Annotated in this window: 21 protein-coding genes and 1 tRNA gene; 8 read left to right on the forward strand and 14 right to left on the reverse strand. The window is 69.6% G+C overall.

Features of this window, described 5'->3' with window-relative positions; genetic code table 11:
* Nucleotides 1-60 precede the first annotated feature (60 nt).
* Both HHAL_RS09230 and HHAL_RS09235 read left to right on the forward strand, forming a co-directional pair.
* Nucleotides 61-984: a PA2778 family cysteine peptidase gene (locus HHAL_RS09230; RefSeq protein WP_049751610.1), complete on the forward strand. Its 924-nt coding sequence runs from the start codon at nucleotides 61-63 to the stop codon at nucleotides 982-984.
* Between the two features lie 90 nt (nucleotides 985-1,074).
* The gene (locus HHAL_RS09235; RefSeq protein ID WP_011814615.1) at nucleotides 1,075-2,094 is read left to right on the forward strand and encodes a hypothetical protein; all 1,020 of its coding nucleotides are present in this window, start codon (nucleotides 1,075-1,077) and stop codon (nucleotides 2,092-2,094) included.
* A gap of 17 nt (nucleotides 2,095-2,111) precedes the next feature.
* Here HHAL_RS09235 and HHAL_RS09240 read toward each other — a convergent pair whose 3' ends face one another.
* From HHAL_RS09240 to HHAL_RS09250, 3 genes are read right to left on the reverse strand one after another with little or no spacing between them, the layout of a single operon-like run.
* On the reverse strand, nucleotides 2,112-3,122 hold the full coding sequence (locus HHAL_RS09240) for an LPP20 family lipoprotein (protein WP_011814616.1): 1,011 nt from the start codon (nucleotides 3,120-3,122) through the stop codon (nucleotides 2,112-2,114).
* A complete protein-coding gene (locus HHAL_RS09245) occupies nucleotides 3,119-4,444 on the reverse strand; it encodes a COG3014 family protein (protein WP_011814617.1) in 1,326 nt (441 codons plus the stop codon). The genes HHAL_RS09240 and HHAL_RS09245 overlap by 4 nt, the downstream gene beginning before the upstream one ends.
* Nucleotides 4,445-4,457: 13 nt before the next feature.
* Entirely contained in the window at nucleotides 4,458-5,057 is a 600-nt protein-coding gene (locus HHAL_RS09250) for a penicillin-binding protein activator LpoB (protein WP_041595153.1), read from the reverse strand.
* Between the two features lie 103 nt (nucleotides 5,058-5,160).
* Here HHAL_RS09250 and HHAL_RS13120 point away from each other — a divergent pair, with 103 nt between their 5' ends.
* Nucleotides 5,161-5,607, forward strand: coding sequence for a DUF2058 family protein (locus HHAL_RS13120; protein ID WP_011814619.1), 447 nt, complete (start codon nucleotides 5,161-5,163; stop codon nucleotides 5,605-5,607).
* Here the strand turns inward: HHAL_RS13120 and ispH are convergent.
* The 5 genes from ispH to murJ are packed head-to-tail and all read right to left on the reverse strand — an operon-like array spanning nucleotide 5,602 to nucleotide 12,477.
* Complete coding sequence (gene ispH, locus HHAL_RS09260; protein ID WP_011814620.1) at nucleotides 5,602-6,558, reverse strand: 4-hydroxy-3-methylbut-2-enyl diphosphate reductase; 957 nt, start codon at nucleotides 6,556-6,558, stop codon at nucleotides 5,602-5,604. The genes HHAL_RS13120 and ispH overlap by 6 nt on opposite strands.
* A 22-nt stretch (nucleotides 6,559-6,580) precedes the next feature.
* Nucleotides 6,581-7,054, reverse strand: a complete 474-nt coding sequence (lspA, locus tag HHAL_RS09265) for a signal peptidase II (RefSeq protein WP_011814621.1) — start codon at nucleotides 7,052-7,054, stop codon at nucleotides 6,581-6,583.
* An 11-nt stretch (nucleotides 7,055-7,065) separates the two neighbouring features.
* On the reverse strand, nucleotides 7,066-9,891 hold the full coding sequence (ileS, locus tag HHAL_RS09270) for an isoleucine--tRNA ligase (RefSeq protein ID WP_011814622.1): 2,826 nt from the start codon (nucleotides 9,889-9,891) through the stop codon (nucleotides 7,066-7,068).
* 13 nt (nucleotides 9,892-9,904) lie between these two features.
* On the reverse strand, nucleotides 9,905-10,840 hold the full coding sequence (locus tag HHAL_RS09275) for a bifunctional riboflavin kinase/FAD synthetase (RefSeq protein WP_011814623.1): 936 nt from the start codon (nucleotides 10,838-10,840) through the stop codon (nucleotides 9,905-9,907).
* A gap of 47 nt (nucleotides 10,841-10,887) precedes the next feature.
* Nucleotides 10,888-12,477: a murein biosynthesis integral membrane protein MurJ gene (gene murJ / locus HHAL_RS09280; protein ID WP_011814624.1), complete on the reverse strand. Its 1,590-nt coding sequence runs from the start codon at nucleotides 12,475-12,477 to the stop codon at nucleotides 10,888-10,890.
* Between the two features lie 80 nt (nucleotides 12,478-12,557).
* Between murJ and HHAL_RS09285 the strand changes: the two genes are divergently transcribed.
* The 5 genes from HHAL_RS09285 to rpsT all read left to right on the forward strand — a co-directional run bounded on the left by HHAL_RS09285 (nucleotide 12,558) and on the right by rpsT (nucleotide 16,418).
* Entirely contained in the window at nucleotides 12,558-13,688 is a 1,131-nt protein-coding gene (locus HHAL_RS09285) for an ABC transporter permease (protein ID WP_011814625.1), read from the forward strand.
* Nucleotides 13,682-14,473, forward strand: a complete 792-nt coding sequence (locus HHAL_RS09290) for an ABC transporter ATP-binding protein (protein WP_011814626.1) — start codon at nucleotides 13,682-13,684, stop codon at nucleotides 14,471-14,473. The genes HHAL_RS09285 and HHAL_RS09290 overlap by 7 nt, the downstream gene beginning before the upstream one ends.
* Nucleotides 14,474-15,415, forward strand: coding sequence for an MlaD family protein (locus HHAL_RS09295; RefSeq protein ID WP_011814627.1), 942 nt, complete (start codon nucleotides 14,474-14,476; stop codon nucleotides 15,413-15,415). It begins immediately after the preceding gene.
* Complete coding sequence (locus tag HHAL_RS09300) at nucleotides 15,412-16,038, forward strand: ABC-type transport auxiliary lipoprotein family protein (protein WP_011814628.1); 627 nt, start codon at nucleotides 15,412-15,414, stop codon at nucleotides 16,036-16,038. The genes HHAL_RS09295 and HHAL_RS09300 overlap by 4 nt, the downstream gene beginning before the upstream one ends.
* 113 nt (nucleotides 16,039-16,151) lie before the next feature.
* Complete coding sequence (gene rpsT / locus HHAL_RS09305; protein WP_011814629.1) at nucleotides 16,152-16,418, forward strand: 30S ribosomal protein S20; 267 nt, start codon at nucleotides 16,152-16,154, stop codon at nucleotides 16,416-16,418.
* A gap of 94 nt (nucleotides 16,419-16,512) precedes the next feature.
* On the opposite strand, the gene HHAL_RS12730 is transcribed toward rpsT, so the two are convergent.
* The 6 genes from HHAL_RS12730 to HHAL_RS09335 all read right to left on the reverse strand — a co-directional run bounded on the left by HHAL_RS12730 (nucleotide 16,513) and on the right by HHAL_RS09335 (nucleotide 21,444).
* Complete coding sequence (locus HHAL_RS12730; RefSeq protein ID WP_011814630.1) at nucleotides 16,513-18,372, reverse strand: ankyrin repeat domain-containing protein; 1,860 nt, start codon at nucleotides 18,370-18,372, stop codon at nucleotides 16,513-16,515.
* Between the two features lie 3 nt (nucleotides 18,373-18,375).
* Nucleotides 18,376-19,506 carry a glutamate 5-kinase gene (gene proB / locus HHAL_RS09315; RefSeq protein WP_011814631.1) on the reverse strand — a complete coding sequence of 377 codons (1,131 nt, stop codon included), beginning with the start codon at nucleotides 19,504-19,506 and terminating at the stop codon, nucleotides 18,376-18,378.
* Nucleotides 19,493-20,533, reverse strand: coding sequence for an Obg family GTPase CgtA (gene cgtA / locus HHAL_RS09320; protein ID WP_011814632.1), 1,041 nt, complete (start codon nucleotides 20,531-20,533; stop codon nucleotides 19,493-19,495). Before cgtA ends, proB begins: the two co-directional genes overlap by 14 nt.
* A 92-nt stretch (nucleotides 20,534-20,625) precedes the next feature.
* On the reverse strand, nucleotides 20,626-20,883 hold the full coding sequence (gene rpmA / locus HHAL_RS09325; protein ID WP_011814633.1) for a 50S ribosomal protein L27: 258 nt from the start codon (nucleotides 20,881-20,883) through the stop codon (nucleotides 20,626-20,628).
* A 15-nt stretch (nucleotides 20,884-20,898) separates the two neighbouring features.
* Complete coding sequence (rplU, locus tag HHAL_RS09330; RefSeq protein ID WP_011814634.1) at nucleotides 20,899-21,213, reverse strand: 50S ribosomal protein L21; 315 nt, start codon at nucleotides 21,211-21,213, stop codon at nucleotides 20,899-20,901.
* 154 nt (nucleotides 21,214-21,367) lie between these two features.
* Nucleotides 21,368-21,444, reverse strand: a tRNA-Pro gene (locus HHAL_RS09335).
* Nucleotides 21,445-21,455: the final 11 nt, after the last annotated feature.

Genomic DNA, 21,455 nt, shown 5'->3' on the forward strand with positions numbered 1-21,455 from the left:
GTACCCCCCGTCTCGCCGCCCAGCCGGCGGGCCGCCCTGCGGCCCGCCGCGGTGGTGGGGGTGCTGCTCGGCGCGGCGCTGGTCGGCTGTGCCGGACCGGCGCTGCAGCACCCGGAGGTGGTCGCCGAGGCGCAGGAGTCATCCACCCTCCCGCGGGCGACGGAGCTGCACGACGCTCCCTTCTTCCCAGACGAAACCTACTACTGCGGCCCTGCGGCACTGGCTACGATCCTGGTGGCTAGCGGCGTCCCGACCACCGCCAGCGAACTGGTGGATGCGGTCTACCTGCCGGAACGTCAGGGCTCACTGCAGAACGAGCTCATGGCGGCGGCGCGGCGCGCCGATCGCGTCCCCTTTGAACTTTCGGCCGATTTCAGTGACCTGCTTCGGGAAGTCGCCGGCGGGCAGCCCGTGCTGGTCCTGCAGAACCTGGGGCTGGAGGTACTGCCGCGCTGGCATTACGCGGTGCTCGTGGGTTACGACCTAGACGCCGGGACGGTCACCCTGCGCTCCGGGACGGAACGCCGTGAGACCCTCTCGCTACGCCGCTTCGAACGCACCTGGCAGCGCGGCGAACACTGGGCCATCGTCGTACCAACCCCGGGCCACCTGCCCGCCAGCGCCATCCCCGGGGACTGGGTTGCGGCGGTGGCCGAGCTGGAGCGGCAGGAGCGCTGGTCGCCGGCCCTGAATGGATACCGGGCAGCGATCACGCGCTGGCCCGAACACGCTGACGCCTGGCTGGGGCTGGGCAATGTCCGCTATGCGCGCGGCGAGTACCGGGAGGCCGCCGACGCCTACCGCAAGGCGGGCGATCAAGAGGCCTCACTGGCTGCCGCACACCACAATCTGGCCTGGGCGCTGCTCCGTCTGGATCGACACGAAGAGGCACTGGAAGCGGCCCGCCGCAGTGAAGAGACCGCCCCCGATCACTCACAGTACGGCCAAGCTGTCGAACGCATCCGTGCGGAGATCGCCGAATAGCCCAGTTGGGGTGGGTCGCGAAGCGCGCGCTTGCTGGCTATCCTTCGGTGTGGGAACAGCGGATCCCCGCGAACCAGACAGGAGCCGCCCATGCACCGGTATCGTCGGCCTACCCGCCCCTCCGGAAGCAGACACCGCGCCGGCTTCCTGATCCTAGCCGCGGCCCTCTGGCCGGTACTCCCCGCGGCGGCCGAGGAGCCCGAGGCACCGGCAGCGGAGAGCGCGGCCGGAGACATCGACCTGCTGACAGACCATCAGCGCGGGATCCTCGACGACGCCCTGACGCGCATCGAGGAGGCCGCCCTGCGGGACGACTCGGCCTTCCTCGACGAGGTCTCAGAGCTGCTGTCGACCTACCCGCGCCTAGCCGATCCCATCGCCCGGCACGCCATGGAGATGCGCCCGTCCCTGATGCCTGGGATCATGGGCATCCTGGATGACCAGGCGCCCCCGGAGCCCAGCGAAGCCCCACCGAGCGCGGACCGACCGAGCTGGTGGCAGGGCGGAATCCCTGGGACGGACCGGGAGGAAGCTCGTGAGGAACCGGCCGAGCAGCCCGAGGCGGTGCGCATTGCCGAGCGCGCCGAGGAGGAGGGCGCGCCCGCCCAGCGCAACTGGAGCGTGGGCGTTGGCTACGGCTATCAGCACCTCTCCGTACGCGAACGCCACGGCAGCGAGTCCACACGTCTGCGCGCCCACGGTCCGACGCTCGACCTCCAGTACGCCGTCAGCGAGCACGCCTCGGTCGGGATCGCCCACCTGCACAGCGAGCAGCTGAGCACCAGCGGGAGCCACTTCAAGGAACACGACCCCGAGCGCTGGAGCGCCACCGACCTGACCGTCCGCTTCGGCCGCGAGTTCCGCGAGCGGGGACCGCGCGCCTATATGGGCGCGGGCCTGCATTACGAGCGCCTGGAGCGCGCGGACGGCGATACCCTCACCGGCACCGGCTTCCACCTGCTCGGCGGGGGCGGATACGCCTGGGAGCGGATCGAACTCCGCCTCGAAGCCTCGGCACGCAGTGTCGATCGCGACCTGGTGCCGGATGACTACCGCGGCAGCCGCTCGAGTTCTCTGCTGGCCTCAGCAACCCTGCGCGGGCGCTTCTAGCAGAACCCTGGACCCGTTCATTCCGTCCGGCCGGTCGCCAGATCGATGATCACCCCACGCAGCCCCTCCCTGAGATGGTCGGCGACCTGCTCCAGCGCGCGGCGCTCGGCCGTCGTGCGATCCGTGGCGGCGCCGCGCACCGACCAGCGGTGCTCACCGCGGGGCTCGCCGGCGCGGTCGAGCAGACGCAGCGTCAGCCCGCCACGCTGCCAGTACCAGCCATCGCGTTGCCCCAGGTCCTCTAACTCCAGCACGGCCTCCAGGCGATAGGCGTCCTCGCCGCCTCCCTCCACCACCTGGAACCCGGCGGCGACCACCGCGGCGCGGAGCGTCTGCGCCACCCGGTCGGGATGGGCTCCGCGCCCCTCGGTCCGGAACGGGATCGCCGCGGCCTCCGAAGCCAGTCGTGCCCGAAGTACCGCAGGCTCATAGCGCACGGCCATGCCAGCACCCGTCAGCACCCGCAGGGCCTGCTGGTATTCGGCGCGCTGGCGTTGCGCCTCGAGACCCCGCGCCAGCGCGGCAAGCGCATGCAGCGGATCCTCCGCTTCATCCGCCTGGCGCAGATCACGACTTGTCGCAGCGTCGAGCCCCGCCATGGCCTCGCGCAGGGCACTGGCCGCTCGCTGGCGGTCGAGGACCGCCAGGACGTGGTAGCGACCGCTCTCGGGCTCTCGCCACGTCTCGCCTATCTCGACGCCGCGCAGGGTCACCTCGGTCCGAGTCGCGACCTGCTGGCCCAGGGTCGCCTGGTGCCGGGTCGCACCTGCACCGAACTCCAACCGATCCTCCTGCTGCGTGCGGGCCGCCACGTGCACCTCGAAGGCCCGCGCCAACTCCGCCCGGGCCCGATCCTGGGCCGACTCACGGCTGTCGGCCGTCCCCACCGCGGTCAGGTAGCGGGCACGCGGAAACTCCGCCGGCTCAGCCCCTTCCACCCAGCCCGGCGGTTCCGCTGGCCGCGAACCGCCACCGGCGCAGCCGACCGCCAGGAGGACCCCTGCCAGGAACAGGGCCAGACTTCTCACGGCTCCTCCCTGCGAGTTACGGAGCCAGCATGCGCCGAAACCCAGCGATCAAAGACAAAGTGGTACTCCCCGGCCTCAAGCTCCAGAGGCCCCAGATCCACCCGGGTCAGGGCGTGCCCGGAGCGCCCCTGATAGACCAGCTCGAGCCGGTGCTCACCGGGCGGCAGGCTGATCCGGGCCATGTAGTACTGCGCCGGCAGCATCCCCCAGGTCCGGGTATCTGCGCGGTCGGCGACCAGGGTAAAGATGTTCATAGCCAGGCCGGCTACCGGACTGGCTTCCCGGGCCTGATCGATCATCTCCTTCTGCACCAACAGCCGGCCCAGCGCCCGGGCAGCCAGCGCGGCCTGCTGCTCCTGGAGCAGGATACGGGCGACCGCATCGATATCGTGCACCGGCTCTGCCACGACCGAGGCCGCCTCGCTGCTGACCCGGATGCCCCCAACCGGCCGCTGCCGCGGCTCGTAATACGGCAGGGCCACGCTGTGGATGCGCCCCTGATGGTCCTGCACCGCGAACCCTTGTTCGCCCTTACGCGGCGCCAATCCGACCCCGGCGACGATCACCACATGGGCCTGCTCGCGATGCGCGGCCGGATCCGGCCAGGTGTCCTTCCCGAACGCCTCCTGCCACTCGGCCCGGTCGTCGTCGAGACCCAGTTCATCAGCCAGACGCAGCAGATCCCGGTGCAGCGCCTGGGGCACGGCGACGCCCAGGCGGCCGCCCTGCTCCCGGTACGCCTGGTAGGCCTGGCGATACGCCACCAGGGCCTGATCCGGCTCGCCGAGACGCTCGAAGATCAGCCCGCTGAGATACCGCGCGAAGGGGTCCTGCCGGTAGACGGACCGGCCCTGCTCGGCAGCCAGGCGCTGCAGACGCAGATCCACCCGCAGGGCCTCCACCCGGGCGGCGTCGGGGTCACCCAGATCCAGATAATTGAAGGCCATGAGCAGATGGAGCAGCACCCGTTCGTGGGGCTCGCCGGCATAGGCAAAGACCGTCTCGCCCACCATCAGGCTTCCAACGCTCTCGGAGACACTCAGCGGGTCGACCTCGGCAATGGCGTCATAGGCCGCCTCCAGGGCACGATTGCTCGCCTCGAACTCGCCGGCCATGCGCAGCAGCGCGCCCCGGTTGAGCAGGTCCACCACCCGGTCCCCGGAGCCGCCGCTGCGCTCATCGAGGAGTTCCACTGCCCGGCGCGGGTCCCCCTCGTCGACCGCGGCCTCCACCGGGCCCATTCGGTCACCGTACGTCGTGCACCCGGCCAACGCGATGGCCAGCGCCACCGCCAGCCCGGACCAACGCAGTCCAGACCTCACGCGGCCCCGCCGCTCAGGGCCGTGCCGAGGCCGAGCGCACGAGCTTGCGGATCTCCTTGTTGCCAATCCAGACCTTGCGGTTATCGGCCAGGCTGATCAGCTCCATGTCGACCTGGTAGTAACGGACCTGGCGCCGACCCTCCTGATCGATGATGGAGTTCACCGAACCGAGCAGCATGTAATCCGCGCCCAGCTCCTCTCCCATGGCCTTGCGGGTCTCCTCGCTGGCGTGCAGATCCTGATCCCGGCGCTCCTCCCGGATCCGCTCGCGCTGATCGGCGTCAGCGACGAAGTCCACCTGGCCGGAATTGATCAACTCCCGCTGGATATCGTTGACGAAGGTGCGGGTGTTGATGTGCTCGTGGCTGAGGTTGCGGACGTCGCCGACGATGACCGTCGGCCGAGCCCCCTCCTCGCGGCGAAAATCCCGCAGCCAGGGGCGATCCAGGGCGTCGGCGATCATCTCTTCGGCAACCAGGCGCGAATCCTGGTCATTCCAACGCCCGGAGAGGTCGTATTCCTCGTCCCGGTCGATTCGCTCCACCGAGTGGCCGCAGCCCACCAAAGCCACAACCACCAGCAGCACTAGGGCACCCCGAATCCACACCGTCATAGCCCTCTCGCTTTCCCGGGAAAACACCTTGCCGGGTCAGTATAACGCGCTGTGTAGCGCCCGGGGGTCGACGTCAGCGGGGCGTCCGTGCAGAATGCTGCATATGAAGAATTCTCTTCAGGAACAACTTGTTAGAGCAGGATTAGCGAGCCAGGAGAAGGTCCGCAATCAGCGCTCGGGGTCCCGTCCGGAGAGCCGCAGGCGGCCACGCCGGGATCGAGCCCCCCGCCGGGCGAAGGGGGCGTCGGCGCAGACACCACTGGAGGCTCGCATCCCGCTGCCCGACCTGATCCACCACTACGCGCTGCCGCGCTGGGGAGCGGATACGGCTTACCACTTCACCGAGGGCCAGCGGATCCGTCACGTCTGGGTCACCCGGCAACAACAACGGCAGCTGGCGGACGGCTACGCCGGTCTCGTCACCGCCGACGATGGCCTGAGGGTCGTACCGCGGGCGGTCGCCGAGCAGGTCCGTCAACGCCGGCCCGCGGCCCTTCTGGTCCTCCACCCCCTCAAGGAGCGGGACGACGCACCGGCGCGACGCTCATGACGTTGCCGGTGGTTGCCCGAGCTCCTTGGGCAACCCGAAGGTCACCGTCTCTGCCTTCCCCGAGCGCTCCTCCGGCGGCTCGCACCCCCAGGCGCGGAGCTGCTCGACCACCTCGATGACCGTGCTCTCCGGCGCCGAGGCCCCCGCCGTCACACCGATCGCCTGCCGGCCGTCGAGCCAGTCGCGGTCCAGATCGGCGGCGCCGTCGATCAGATACGCCTCGGTGCCGCAGCGCACGGCGAGTTCACGCAGGCGGTTGGAATTGGAGCTGTTGACCGATCCCACCACCAGCATCAAGTCCACTTCTTCGGCCAGGGCGCGCACGGCATCCTGGCGATTCTGCGTGGCGTAGCAGATATCGTCCTTACGCGGCCCCTGGATGGCAGGAAAACGCCGCTGCAGCGCCTCAACGATACCGGCGGCATCGTCCACCGACAGCGTGGTCTGGGTAACGAAGGCGAGATCGTCCGGACGCCGGACCTGCAGTGCCGCCGCCTCCTCCTGGTTCTGCACCAGATAGATGCCGCCCTGCCCCTCAGGGGCCAGATACTGGCCCATGGTGCCCTCCACCTCCGGGTGGCCGGCGTGACCGATCAGCACCACTTCGCGACCGGCGCGGGCATGCCCGCGCACCTCCTTGTGGACCTTGGTCACCAGCGGGCAGGTGGCATCAAAGACCTGCAGCCCGCGGCGCTCGGCCTCGTCGGCGACCCATTGCGGCACGCCGTGGGCGCTGAAGATGACGGTGGCCCCGTCGGGCACCTCGTGCAGCTCCTCGACGAAGACCGCACCCCGCCCGCGCAGGTCATCCACCACAAAGCGATTGTGGACCACCTCGTGACGGACATAGACCGGAGACCCGTAGACCGCCAGGGCTCGATCGACAATGGCAATGGCGCGGTCCACGCCGGCACAGAAACCGCGAGGGTTGGCAAGGTGGATCTTGGGCACGGGGACCTCCGTTCGCTCTTCCCTACAGGTTCGACCGATCAAAAAAGAGAAGGATCACGATCACGAGCCCTGCACCGACCGTGATGGCGATATCGGCGACGTTGAAGATCGGCCAGTGGAAACCGGCGTAGTGCAGGTGGATGAAGTCCACCACCTGCCCCAGCCGCAGGCGATCCACCAGGTTGCCCAGGGCCCCGGCGAGGATCAACGCCAGCCCTGCGGAGAGCCAGGGCTGCGACGCGCCGATGCGCCGCAGCCAATAGGCCAGGTACACCCCGACCGCAGCGGCCACCCCGGCCAGGAGCCAGCGCTGCCAGCCGCCAGCGTCGCCCAGCAGGCTGAAGGCAGCCCCGGGATTGTAGCCCAGGGTCAGGCTGAGGACCGGCAGCAGCTCCACCGACTCGTAGGGCCGCAGCGCCGCCTGGGCCCAGACCTTGGTGGCCTGATCCAGTGCCGCGATGGCGACAGCAAGCAGCATCCAGAGCCGGTAGCCCATGCCCTCCCCCGTCAGGCCGTGGCCCGGTACTCGCCGGACCCGGCCACGTTCTCGACGCAGCGGCCGCACAGCTCCGGGTGCTCATCGCTGGCGCCGATATCCGGACTGCGGTGCCAACAGCGCGGGCACTTGTCATGGGCCGACGCGGCCACCGCGATGCGCACCTCGCTGCCGTCCTCCAGCGTAGCGCTGGCCGCGTCCACCGGGGCCTCGGTCGCGGCGTGGATGCGCGCCGCCGAGGTGATCAGCACGAAGCGCAGCTCATCGCCCAGAGGGGCCAGCTCCTCGGCGAGCGCCGAAGAGACGTAGAGATCCACCTCGGCATCCAGGTTGGCGCCGATGACCTTCTCGTTGCGCAGCCGCTCCAACTCACGACTGACCGCGGTACGCACCTCCATCACCCGATCCCAGAAAGCGGCCTCGGCCGGCTCATCGTCCAGCGGGAAGAGCCCGTCGTACCACTCCGCCGTGAACACCGGCTCGCGGCGCTCCCCGGGCAGGTGCCCCCAGATCTCGTCGGCGGTGAACGAGAGGATCGGCGCCAGCCAGCGCACCAGGGCCTCGGCGATGTGGTACATGGCCGTCTGCCCGGAGCGCCGGGCACGGCTATCCGCCGGCGTGGTGTAGAGCCGGTCCTTGAGCACGTCGAGGTAGAAGCCGCCCATGTCCACCACACAGAAGTTGTGCAGCAGGTGGTAGATGCGGTGCAGCTCGTAGCGATCGTAGGCGGCAACGATGCGCTCCTGCAGAGCCCGCGTCCGGGCCACCGCCCAGCGATCCAGCGGCAGCAGCTGCTCGGCCACCAAGGCATCACGGCCAGGCTCGAAACCGTGCAGGTTACCGAGCAGGAAGCGGGCCGTGTTGCGCATGCGCCGGTAAGCGTCGGCGGTGCGCTGCAGGATGTTGTCCGAGACGGCGATCTCGCCGCTGTAGTCCGCCGAGGCCACCCACAGGCGGAGGATGTCGGCGCCGAGACGGTCCATCACGTCCTGCGGGGCCACCACGTTCCCCCGGGACTTGGACATCTTGTGGCCTTGCTCATCGACGGTGAAGCCGTGGGTCAGCACGCCCCGGTAGGGGGCCGCCTGACGGATCGCCGCCGAGGAGAGCAGGGAGGACTGGAACCAGCCACGGTGCTGATCCGACCCCTCCAGGTAGAGATCCGCCGGGACCTGCAGGCCTTCGCGCTGCTCAAGCACAGTGGCGTGGGTCACCCCGGAGTCGAACCAGACATCGAGGATGTCGGTGACTTTCTCGTACTCGGCGGCCTCGTCGCCCAGCAGCTCGGCCGGGTCCAGATCCCACCACGCCTCGAGTCCCTCGTGCTCCATGCGCGCCGCCACCGCCTCCATATGCTGCGGGGTCTGCGGGTGGGGCTCACCGCTGCGACGGTGGATGAACACGGCGATCGGCACGCCCCAGTGACGCTGGCGGGAGATGCACCAGTCAGGGCGCCCGCGCACCATAGCGTCGATCCGCGCCTGGCCCCAGTCCGGCATCCAGCGCACGCCCTCGATCCCGGCCAGGGCACACTCACGCATGCCGTGGCGGTCCAGATCGATGAACCACTGCGGCGTAGCGCGGAAGATCACCGGGGTCTTGTGCCGCCAGCAGTGGGGGTAGCTGTGCCGATACTTCTCGTGATGGAACAACGCCCCCCGAGACTCGAGCACCTCGACCACGCGGGGGTTGGCGTCGAAGACATTCAGGCCGGCGAAGTGCTCGGTATCCTCGAAGAAGCAGCCGGCACCGTCGACCGGGTTGGTCACCTCCAGGCCGTAGCACTGACCGACCTCGAAGTCCTCCTGACCGTGCCCCGGGGCTGTGTGCACACAGCCGGTGCCGCCGTCCGTGGTGACATGCTCGCCCAGCACCACCGGCACCTGGCGGTCCAGGAAGGGGTGCTGGAGGGACAGCCCCTCCAGGTCGGCCCCGCGGCAGCGGCCCACCACCTCGTAACACTCCACCCCGGCACGCTGCAGGGTGGCTTCAAGCAGCTCCGCGGCCAGGACCAGCCGCTCGCTGTGGTCCAGGGCCACCACGACGTACTCCAGCTCCGGGTGCACCGCCACCGCCCGGTTGGCCGGTAGCGTCCAGGGCGTGGTGGTCCAGATCACCACCGAGGCCGTTCCCGCCTGTACGCCCTCGCCCTCGAGCAATACGCGCTGCTGCAGCGCCAGCTCATCGACCACCGCAAAGCGCACATCCACCGCCGGCGAGGTCCGCTCCTCGTACTCCACCTCGGCCTCGGCCAGGGCCGAACCGCAATCGGCACACCAGTGCACTGGCTTGAACCCCTGGGTGACGTGCCCCCCCTCGAAGATCCGGGCCAGGGCTCGCAGGATGCCGGCCTCGGTCGCGTAATCCATGGTGAGGTACGGCCGCTCCCAGTCCCCGAGCACCCCCAGGCGCTTGAAGTCCTGACGCTGCCCCTCCACCTGCTCGGCAGCGAACGCACGGCAACGCTCACGGAACTGCGCGTAGGTCAGCTCCGCACCGGGCTTGCCGGCCTGTTCCTCGACCTTGTGCTCGATGGGCAGGCCGTGGCAGTCCCAGCCCGGGATGTAGGGCGCGTCGTAGCCATCCAGGGTGCGCGCCTTGACGATAATGTCCTTGAGGATCTTGTTGACGGCGTGGCCGATGTGGATATCGCCATTGGCGTAGGGCGGACCATCGTGGAGGATGAAGCGCTCGCGTCCGGCCCGCGCCCGGCGGATAGCGCCGTAAAGGTCTTCCTCCTCCCAGCGCTGCAGACGCTGGGGCTCGCGCTCGGCCAGGCGCGCCCGCATCGGGAACTCGGTGTGGGGAAGGTTGAGGGTGTGCTTGTACTCGCTCACGTCGCCGCCTCGTCTAGTGGTGTTCTTGACCGAGCACGCGCCGCGCCGCGCGTACGTCCTCGCCGATCTGTCGTGCCAACGCATCGAGCCCGTCGAAGTGCGCCTCGCCGCGGAGCCGGACCACCGGCTCGACGCAGAGGTGGCGGCCATACAGGTCGCCGTCGAAGTCGATCAGGTGGGCCTCGAAGACCGTGCGCCGCCCCCCGACCGTGGGTCGGATGCCAACGCTGATGGCCGTCGGCCACGGCTGCTCGGTACCCCCCCGAGCCCACCCGGCGTAGATCCCATCGAGGGGGATGCGTTCCGGTGATAGCCGCAGGTTGGCCGTCGGCCACCCCAGCTGTCGCCCCATGGCGTCACCGTGGACCACACGCCCCTGGATACAGTAAGGATGGCCCAGCAGCTCCGCCGCCTCGGCAAAGCGGCCCGCCCGCACGGCCTCGCGGATGCGGGTACTGCTGACTCGTTCTCCGGAACGGGTGACCGTCTCCATGGGCGCGACCTCATAGCCCCACGCCTCCCCGGCACGCCGGAGCATCTCCAGGTCGCCGCGCCGCTGGCGGCCGAATCGAAAATCGTCACCGACCAGTACGAATCCGGCGCCGAGTCGCCCACCGAGCAGCTCGCCGGCGAAGGCCTCGGCCTCCACCGCCGCCAGATGCTGATCGAAGCGCAGACAGAGGACCGCATCGACGCCGGTCTCCCCAAGCCGGCGCACCTTCTCTCGCAGCCCGGTCAGCCGCGCCGGCGCCCGCGCCGGGGCCAGGCGCTCCATCGGGTGCGGCTCGAAGGTGACCACCACGGCCGGGCAACCGCGCCGCGCCGCCTCCTCGCGCAGCCGGTCGATCATGGCCCGGTGGCCACGGTGGACCCCATCGAAGTTGCCGATGGTGATCGCCGCACCGCGGTGACACGCCCGGACGTTATGCAATCCCCGGATGAGTTCCATGGTCCCTGAGAAAAGGATCAAGTGTACTAGCCCGGCAACAGGCTCGGCTAGCCGCCCGACTCGCCAGCCGCCTCCGGCGCCGGCGCCGGCGGTTCACGGAATTGCCGCGGCCGCACCCCGAGGGCGTAGAGCGTCGCAAAGTAGACGCCCCCGCCAGCCAACACCACTGCGGCCAGCGCCGCCACCCGCATGGCCACGCCGGCCTCCAGCCAGGCCTCCAGGCGCAGCGCGGGATAGGCCAGGACCGCGACCATCAGGGCTGTGGCCACGGCGACCTGCCCAATCAGGCGCAGCCAGCCGCTACCCGCCCGGTAGACCCCCCGGCGCACCAGGCCGGTGAACAGCAGCGCCGAGTTGACCGTTGCCGAAGCGGCGGTGGCCGCCGCCAGGGCCACGTGGCCGTAGGGCGTTTCGTGCAGCGCCCACACCGCGCTGACGGACAGCACCAGATTGACCGCAACTGCGGCCACGGCGCAGTAGACCGGGGTCTTCATGTCCTCCCGGGAGAAGTACCCCGGCGTCAGCACCTTGACCAGGACAAAGCCGAACAGGCCGAGGCTGTAGGCGGCCAAGGACCAGGACGCGGCGACCACATCCTCCGGCCCGAAGGCCCCGTACTGGAAGAGCGTAGCGAGGATCGGACCGGCCAGGACGATGAGCCCGGCGGTCGCCGGGGCCACCACCAGCAGCACCAGGCGCAGCCCCCAGTCCAGCGTGCGCGAGAAACGCTCCGGCTCGCTGCCCGCGTGCTCGGCCGAGAGGCGGGGCAACAATACCGTACCCAGCGCGATGCCGAAGACGCCCAGCGGGAACTCCACCAGCCGGTCCGAGAAGTAGAGCCAACTGACGCTGCCGGTGATCAGGAAGGAGGCGAGGATGGTGTCCACCAGCAGATTGACCTGCATCACCGAAGAGCCGATCACCGCCGGCCCCATGAGCTTGGCCACACGCCGGACACCGGGGTGGCGCAAGGACGGCCGGGGCCACACCAGCAGCCCCTCGCGGTGGAGGAAAGGCAGCTGCAGGAGCAGCTGCAGGACACCGGCCACGGTCACGGCCACCGCCAGGGCCATGATCGGCTCTTCGAACCAGGGTGTGGCCCACAGCGCGGCCCCGATCATGGCAGCATTGAGCAGCACCGGGGCAAAGGCGAACGAGGCGAACCGATTGCAGGTGTGCAGCACGGCGCCAGCGCACGCCACCAGGGATATGAATAGAATGTAGGGGAAGGTGACCCGCAGCAGGTCGACGGTCAGCCCAAAGCGCTCGGGATCGTCACTGAAACCGGGCGCAAAGGCGCTGACCACCGCCGGCGCCGCCGCCATCCCGAGTGCCGCCACCAGTGCCAACGCCAACCCCAGGGTGCCGGCGCTGTAAGCGATGAGGGCGCGGACCTCGCGGTGGGTGCTGTGGGTCCGGTAATCGGTGAGCACCGGCACGAACGCCTGGGAGAACGCGCCCTCGGCGGTAATCCGGCGCATGAAATTGGGGATCTTGAAGGCAACGATGAAGGCATCCGTCTGGGCCCCCGAACCGAACACACCGGCGATGATCACGTCCCGGGCCAGGCCGAGCATCCGCGAAACAAAGGTCAGGGAGCCGAACGTAAAGATGTGGCGGAACAGACCGGTAACCACGCGGGGGACGCCTCCTCGATACGCAGCCAGCAGCGACGGCGCCGATGATACAGCGGCCGGTCAAGGGGATACGAGCCGCCGTGGCTGATCCGGGCCACCTGGAGTGCCGGGCGGGCGCGGCGGCCCCCGAGGTGCGTATCCGCGGAGACTGGACCCTGGCCCACTACCGCACGCTCCTGCGGCAGGTGGAGCAGACCCGCCTGGGCGGCGAGCCGCGCGTCGACCTCAGCGCCCTGGGCCGGCTCGACACCGCCGGGGCGACGCTACTCGCCCGCCTGCTCGGAGCAGCCCGCGTCGAGGCCCTGGCGCGCTCCACGCCGGAGCTCTCCGCCGAGCGGCGCAAGCTGCTCCAGGCGGTCGCCGCCGCCAGCGAGCGCGCCCGCACCGCACCGGAACCGCGCGGCGATCCCTACTTCCTCGGTCAGCTCACCATCGGCCTGGGGGCACAGATGACCCACGCAGGCCATCAGCTGGCCCGGGCCATCGGTTTCACCGGCCTGGTCATCGCGGCATTCGCCGCCGGCCTGTTGCGCCCCTGGCGCTGGCGCCTGGCCGCCGTCTCCCGGCAGCTCCAGCACACCGCCCTGGAGGCGCTGCCCATCGTCGCCCTGCTGACTTTCGCGGTGGGGGCCGTCATCGCCGTCCTCGGGGTCACCGTACTGGGCCGCTTCGGCGCCGGCATCTTCACGGTGGACCTGGTGGCCTACGCCTTCCTGCGCGAATTCGGCGTGGTCCTCACGGCGATCCTCCTCGCCGGACGCTCGGCCAGCGCCTTCACGGCGCAGATCGGCTCGATGAAGGCCAACGAGGAGCTCGACGCCATGCGCGCCCAGGGATTCAGCCCCATCGAGATGCTGGTCATCCCGCGGGTCGTGGCACTACTGATCGCCGTGCCACTGCTCTCCTTCGTGGCCGTGGTCTGCGGCCTGGCCGGCGGTGGACTGGTCACCCTGCTCAACGTCGACGTCCCGGCGGGGCGGATCATAGCCCTCTACAGCGACATCTCCGTCAGCCACTACCTGGCTGGACTGGCCAAGGCACCGATCTTCGCCTTCGTCATCGCCATCATTGGCTGCCTGGAGGGGATCAAGTGCAGCGCCAGCGCCCAGTCGGTGGGCACGCACACGACCTCCGCGGTGGTCCAGTCGATCTTCTGGGTCATCATCCTCAACGCTGTGGCCGCCCTGATCTACGTGGAGCTGGGATGGTGAACGGGGGCAATCGCACCGACACGCTGCCGGCGATCCGGGTTCGCGGGCTGGTGACCCGACTCGGCGGGCAAACCATTCACGACGGCCTCGACCTGGACGTCCGCCGGGGCGAAGTCCTCGGCCTGGTGGGCGGCTCGGGCAGCGGCAAATCGGTCCTTCTCCGCACGCTCGTTGGGCTTTTGCGCCCGGCCGAGGGGCACATCCAGATCCACGGCCAATCGATCGACAGGCTGGGACAGGCCGCAGGCCTGGAGCGCCGCATCGGGGTGCTGTTTCAGCACGGCGCCCTCTACTCGTCGCTGACCATCACCGAGAACGTCGCCCTCGCCCTGATCGAACACGCCGGCCTGACCCGCGCCGAGGCCGAAGACCTCGCCCGGGTCAAGCTGGCACTAACCGGTCTCGACCCGGCGGCGGGCCCGCGCTACCCCGCGGAACTCTCCGGCGGCATGGTTAAGCGCGCGGCGCTCGCCCGCGCGCTGTCCCTCTGCCCGGAAGTGCTCTTCCTCGACGAACCAACCGCCGGCCTCGACCCCATCAGCGCCGCCGCCTTTGACCGGCTGCTGGTCACCCTGCGCGACGCCCTGAACCTGACGGTGTTCCTGGTCACCCACGATCTCGACACCCTCTACGCCACCTGCGACCGCGTTGCCGTCCTCGCCCATAAGCAGGTCCTGGCGACCGGCACGCTTGAGGAAGTGAGCGCCATCGACGACGATTGGGTACAGGCCTATTTCCACGGTGAGCGTGGGCGCGCGGCCCGCAGCACGCAGGAGAACCGCTGAATGGAAACCCGGGCGCGGCATTTCTGGATCGGGCTGGCCACGCTGGCCATGATCCTGGGCGGAATCCTCTTCGGGGTCTGGCTCACCGACTCGGATCTCTATGGTGAACGCCAGCGCTTCGAGATCGTCTTCGACGAGGATGTCGGCGGCCTGTCACCGCGCAGCCCGGTCAAGTTCAACGGGATCAACGTCGGCGAGATCGACCACCTGGGCCTCGACCCGGACAACCCGGGCCGTGTCATCGCGCGCATCACCGTCAGCGGAGAGACCCCGGTCCGGACCGACACGCGGGCACAGATCGGCAGCTCGAGCCTGTTCGCCGGAGGCGCCCACATCCGGCTCAAGCCCGGCGACCCCGACGCACCGCCGCTGGAGCCCCCCGAACAAGGGCTGGCGCGGATCGAGACCGAATCCTCCCCGATGGCCCGGCTGCGCGAGGACAGCGACCAATTGCTCGCCGGCATCAACAACCTGGTGGAGACGGCGAACCAGCTGCTGTCAGCTGAGAACCTCGACACCCTGACCGCCACCCTGAACCACCTGGAACAGACCACCGGGGCCGTGGCGGCGCGCCGCGACGACCTGGGCCGGGGCATCACCGCCCTGGCCGACGGCGGCGAGCAGGCCGAACGCACCCTGCAGGAGGCGCAACAGCTCGTGAAGGAGGTGCGCGGACTCCTGGATGGCCCCGGCCGTGAGATTCTGCACAGCACCGCCCGGGCGACCGAAGCGCTGGAGGGCAGCAGTCGCGAGGCGCAGGAGCTGTTCCGGGACAACCGCGAGGCCGTCGAGCGCGGGCTGCAGAGCCTGCAGGACCTGGAACCGCTGAGTGAGGAACTGCAGCGGACCCTCGGCGATCTGCGCAGCCTGCTCCGGCGCCTGGGGCAAGACCCCGGCGGGCAGTTGCTACGCCGCGAGCAGATGGAGGAGTACCAGCCGTGAACACGCGCCGCCCGACCCACCTCGGCACACTACTGATCCTGCTCGCCGCCACGATACTGAGCGCCTGCACCCTGCTCCCCGAAGCGGAGACCTACACCGCCTACCAGCTGCCTCCGCCCGAAGGCGACGCTCCCGCCGCCGACACCGAGCCAGTGGACTGGACGCTGCGCGTGACCACACCGAGCAGCAGCGACCTGCTTGCCGGCAATCGCATCGCCGTGGCGACCGGCGAGCACCGCATGAGCACCTTCGCTGGCGCACGCTGGGTCTCTCCCCTGCCACGACTCTGGCAGGAGCACCTGATCGAAACCTTCTACGCCGATGGTCGAATCCACCGCCTGAGCGCCGACGGCGAACGCCTCTCGGCCGACCTGGAGCTGCGCACGACCCTGCGCGCGTTCCAGATCGAGACCCGCGACGAAGGCCCCCGGGCGCGGGTGGTGGTGGACGCCCGCCTGGTCGATGTCGGGCAGCGGCGGATCGTCGCCACCGAACGCTTCGCGGCCACACGCGACGTCGCGTCCGACGACACAGACGCCGCGGTCGCGGCGCTCGGCGCCGCCAATCGGTCGGTCGGCCGCGAACTGGTGGCGTGGACCGTGACCGCCGCGGCCGAGGACTAGCCCAGGCGCTTGACAGGGGGCACGGCCCGAGGCATATTTACGCGCTTTACAGGATCCGTCTTTGCAACTGCGGATCCCGTCTCCGAGGATCGCAAGCGAGCAGGAGTACAACCGTGGCGAATATCGCGAGCGCCAAAAAGCGTGCCCGTCAGGCCGAAGAACGTCGGCTGCGCAACAAATCGCGCCGCAGCGAGATGCGCACCTCGATGAAGAAAGTTCTCAAGGCGGTCAAGACCGGGGACCACGACCAGGCTCAGCAGGCCTACCGCGGTGCCGTGCGCGTCCTGGATCGTTCGGCGAATCGCGGGATCATCCACAAGAACAAGGCCGCGCGCCACAAGTCCCGGCTCAACGCCAAGGTTCGCAGCCTCGCCGGCTGAACCGGGCCAGCGGAACGTGCAGCCATCGGATGCGGGCGCCCTCTGAGGCGCCCGTTTCTCGTTCCAGCCCGCCTCCCCGCGCCGCCCCCGGCAATCACCAGAACAACCCACTTGTGGCCGCCGGCAGGTCGACGTCGAAGACCTCGACCCACTCCATGCCGCGGATATGCGCCACCCGGCCCACGCTGATTTCACTGACCGCCGCCCCATCCGGCGGCCAAGCGCCGAACAGGTAGTCTTCGAACAACAGGCCGCGCAAGCCCGGCTCCTGGACCAGAAAGACGCCGTGAAGCCGGCCGTCTTCGGCAGCCTCCCGGGCCACTAGCTCGACCGTCGTCCCCGCCGGCAGCACCACCACCGGCGGTACCAGGCAACCGTGATCCCGGCAGGCCGTGGTGTACGGCAGAAAACGGGCGCTATGCCCCTCGTATCCGGCGCTATCGAAGATGGCTACCGGCGCATCGAGGCGCATCAGGCGCTGATGATCACCACCGACGGATAGCCCAGGCGTCCCCTGTCGCGGCCCCGGCGCCTTGCCACCCCCGGCCTCGCGCACAGCCGCCACAGCCTCTTCCGCTATGCCGCGCGCCTCGGCAAGCCGGGCATAGGTCAGCGCTGTGGCACCGATCCGGTCCACGGCCCGGGGATCACTCCCCCGGGCCAATAGGGCGCTGAGGGTTGCCTCATTCCCGGCCTGGGCAGCGAAGATCAACGGCGTGCGCCCATTGCGATCAGTCTGTTCCAGGCCCGCGCCGGCATCGAGCAGCGCCTCAACGGCCTCGGCGTCGGCCCAGGCCGCCGCTGCATGGATGGCGGCAAAGTCGTGTCGGTCACCGCCGCCGGGGGCCACGCCCGCATCCAGCAGGGCCTGCACGGTCTCGCTGCGGTCCGCGTCGCGCTCCAGCCCGGCCCGCTCGTCACCGGCAGAGACGTAGCCGACCGCAGCGTGCCAAAGCGCATCGGCGCCGTACTCATCCACGCTGCCGGCATCCGCACCGGCCGCCAGCAGGTCCTCGACCACCTCTCGATAGCCGAGCCGAGCCGCCTCCATCAGCAGCGTGCGCCCCTCGGCGTCGCCGCCGCGCACGTTGACGTCGGGATCGACTCCCTGCTCCAGGAGCTCCGCCACCTGCACGGCATCGCCGTGGAGCGCCGCGGCGACCAGGGCCGCCGCCCCCTCGCCGTGGAGCTGAGCACCACGGCGCAGCAGCAGCGCCGCTGCGCGCGGGCTCCACTCCGCGGCGATATCCGCGAGGGAGAGGAAGTTATCGCCGTCCTGCCAGGCGACATCCACCGGCAAGCCACGATCGAGCATCCATGCCAGGGTTTCGACATCACCGGCACGCACTACGCCGACCAGGGCCCACGGGGCCGCCGGACGCTCACCGACCTCACGCAACCGAGCCGCAACGCGGGGATAGCGGGCTGCGGACGCCATGGAGAGCGCGGTGGCCCCGTCGGCGTCGCGGCGGTCCGGCTCGGCCCCGGCTTCCAGCAGGGCGTCCACCGCCTGCAGATCGCCACTGCGGGCGGCCAGCATCAGCGGACTGCGCTCCTCTGCATCGACGGGATCCACCGCCGCCCCGGCCCCCAGCAGCGACCCGACGGATTCGGCGTGCCCTCCGGCAGCCGCCTCGTGCAGGGGGGTACGGCCGGCATCGTCCCGGACATCCGGAGCATCACCGGCACCGCGCTCGATGAGCAGGTCCACCACGGCCACCTCACCGTTGAGCGCCGCGTAGTGCAGGAGACCGCGCCCCGCCCCGTCGGTGGCCTGCAGCTTGGCCGGCCCGTCCAGGGCCCGCTCCAGGGCGTCCACATCGCCGTCCCGGGCCGCGTTGAAGGCGTCTTGCTGCGCCGGGGTCAACGGCCAGCCACTGCAGGCGGTCAGCAACGAGGCCAGAGCCACCCCGGCGGTCAGCAAGGCAAAGACGCGGTGGGGAGTTCGGCACATGACCTACACCGTGACCACCATGTTATCGCGATGGATCAACTCCGGCTCATCGACGTAGCCGAGCGTCGTTTCGATGTCCCGACTGGCACGGCCGCAGATTAACCGGGCCTCTTCGGCGGCGTAGTTCACCAACCCGCGCGCGACCTCAATACCCGCCGGATCCCGGCAGACAACCATCTCGCCACGGGAGAACCCCCCCTCCACGGCCACCACGCCCACCGGTAGCAGGCTCTTACCGGACTCGCGCAGGGCACGCGCCGCCCCTTCGTCGAGGCTCAGGGCACCACGGGTTTGCAGATGGCTGGCCAGCCACTGCTTGCGTGCCGCCAGGGGCTCCTGATCCGGCACGAAGAGGGTCCCCAGCCCCGGCTCGGCATCAGCCAGGCGCTGGATCACCCGCCCCTCGCGGCCACTGGCAACCACTGTGTAGGTACCGGAACGCGCGGCCCGCTCAGCACCGCGGACCTTCGTAAGCATACCGCCTCGACCCAGCACCCCGGCAGGACTGCCGCACAACCGCTCGAGCTCCGGGTCCCCGGCGCGAACCTCATCGAGCAGCACGGCGTCGGGGTGCTCGCGCGGATCGCGGTCCATCAAGCCGGGCTGATCGGTCAAGACCACCAGCGCCTCGGCCTCCACCAGATTGGCGACCAGGGCAGCCAGCGTATCGTTGTCACCAAACCGGATCTCGTCGGTGACCACCGTGTCGTTCTCATTGACCACCGGCACCACCCCCAGGCGCAGCATCTCGCGCAGAGCGCTGCGGGCATTGAGGTAACGCCGCCGGTCGGAGAGGTCATCGTGGGTCAGTAGCACCTGGGCAGTCTGCAGTCGGTGCCGGGCCAGCCCGTCGGACCAGGCGTGCACCAGGCCGCTCTGCCCCACCCCAGCCGCGGCCTGCAGCTGATAGAGCGCACGCGGCCGGGAGCGCCAACCGAGGCGCTGCATGCCCTCGGCCACCGCTCCGGATGAGACCAGGGTGACCTGACGCCCCGCCTTGCGCAAGGCCGCCACCTGGTCCGCCCAAGCACTCATCTGCTCGTGGGCCAACCCTCGCCCGTCATCGGTAATCAGGGCGCTGCCGACCTTGATCACCCAACGCTGCGCCTGGCGCAGCGCCTCACGCCGTCTCACCGTCCTCCTCCCTGCGTCGCGCCTCCAGATCGTTCATGATGTCCCCGCAGAGCCGGTCCACGCCCTCCCCAGTGAGCCCGGAGATGCCGTAGACCGGGCCGTCCCAGCCCAACCCCCGGGCGATCTCGGCCACCCGCTCGGCGCGCATCTCCTCGGGCAGAGCGTCGAGGCGGTTAACCACCAACCAGCGCGGTTTCTGCGCCAGTTCGGGACTGAAGGCCTCGAGTTCGGCGAGCAGGGTCTGCGCATCGGCCACCGGATCCCCGCCACGCTCCTCCTCGGCAACGCCGTCCACCAAGTGCAGGAGCAGACCGGTCCGGCTCAGGTGCTTGAGGAAACGCACCCCGAGCCCCGCGCCCTCCGCGGCCCCCTCGATGATGCCGGGGATATCGGCCACCACGAAGGAGCGCTGGGCCTCATAGCGGACCACGCCGAGCTGCGGATAGAGGGTGGTGAAGGGGTAGTCCGCCACCTTGGGGCGGGCGGCCGAGATGGTGCGGATCAGGGTCGACTTGCCCACGTTGGGCATACCGAGCAGCCCCACGTCGGCGAGCAGCTGCAGCTCCAGACGCAGCTCTCGCGACTCCCCCGCCGTCCCCTCGGTGGACTGACGCGGCGCGCGGTTGGTGGAACTCTTGAAGTGCAGGTTACCCAGACCGCCGCGCCCACCCGCGGCCACCAGCAGCCGCTCGCCGTCGCGGGTCACATCGCCGATGACCTCGCCGGTGCCCTCATCCATGACCAGGGTCCCCACCGGCACAGGCAGGATACGGTCGACACCGGAGCGCCCTGTGCACTGCCGACCGCCCCCCGCCTCACCGCTCTCCGCGCTGAAGAACCGATCGTGGCGGTAATCAACCAGTGTGTTCAGGCCTTCATCGCCCTCAAGGTAAACACTCCCACCGCGGCCACCATCGCCGCCGTCCGGGCCGCCCCGGGGGACGTACTTCTCGCGCCGGAAGTGGACACAGCCGTCGCCACCGTCTCCGGCACGAACGACAAAGGTGACTTCATCGACGAATCGCATTGCTGGGCCTCTGCGCCGTGGCGCGTCCGTATACAAAAAAGCCCCGCTCCATGGCGGGGCTTTGCAGGTCCGGGCTGGGTCGCTGCGACCGTTTACGCGGCTTCGATGCGCACCCGACGCCGCTGTGCCGGCCCCTTGCGCTCGAAGACCACCCGCCCGTCGCTCTTGGCGAACAGCGTGTAGTCCTTGCCGACACCGACGTTTTCGCCGGCGTGGAAGTGCGTACCGCGCTGGCGCACGATGATGCTGCCCGCGGATACACTCTCGCCGCCATAGCGCTTGACGCCGAGGCGCTTTGACTGTGAGTCGCGACCGTTCTTGGTACTACCGCCCGCCTTCTTGTGTGCCATGCCTGATGCCCTCCGTCAGCCGGCGCTGATGCCGGTGATCTTGACCTGGGTGTACGGCTGCCGATGACCGTGGTGGCGACGGTAGCCCTGGCGCCGCTTGAACTTGGTCACCTCGACCTTGCGATGCCGATCCTGCTCGAGGACCTCGGCCTTCACGCTGCCGCCCTCTACGTGCGGCGTGCCGATCTTGACCTCACTCCCGCTGCCGACCATGAGGACATCGTCGAACTGCACGGTCTCGCCGACCTCGGCCGGGAGCTTCTCGACTCGCAGCACGTCTCCTTCCGAGACCCGGTACTGCTTTCCGCCGCTTCGGATCACCGCGTACATCGGCGTCTTGCTCCTGTCTACTCTGATGGCTACGGGCCGCCGCTCGATCCGACACGATCACCTCGCCTGACCCCGGGGCCGCTTCCGGGCCATCGAACGAGTGGGGAGAGGCGGGCGTGGTGGCTACGGTCGATCCGCGGCGCCTTGGATTGTCTGGTCGGGGTGGCAGGATTTGAACCTGCGGCCCCTGCCTCCCGAAGGCAGTGCTCTACCAAACTGAGCTACACCCCGTATGCAACCTG

This window comes from Halorhodospira halophila SL1, assembly GCF_000015585.1.
Classification (GTDB): domain Bacteria; phylum Pseudomonadota; class Gammaproteobacteria; order Nitrococcales; family Halorhodospiraceae; genus Halorhodospira; species Halorhodospira halophila.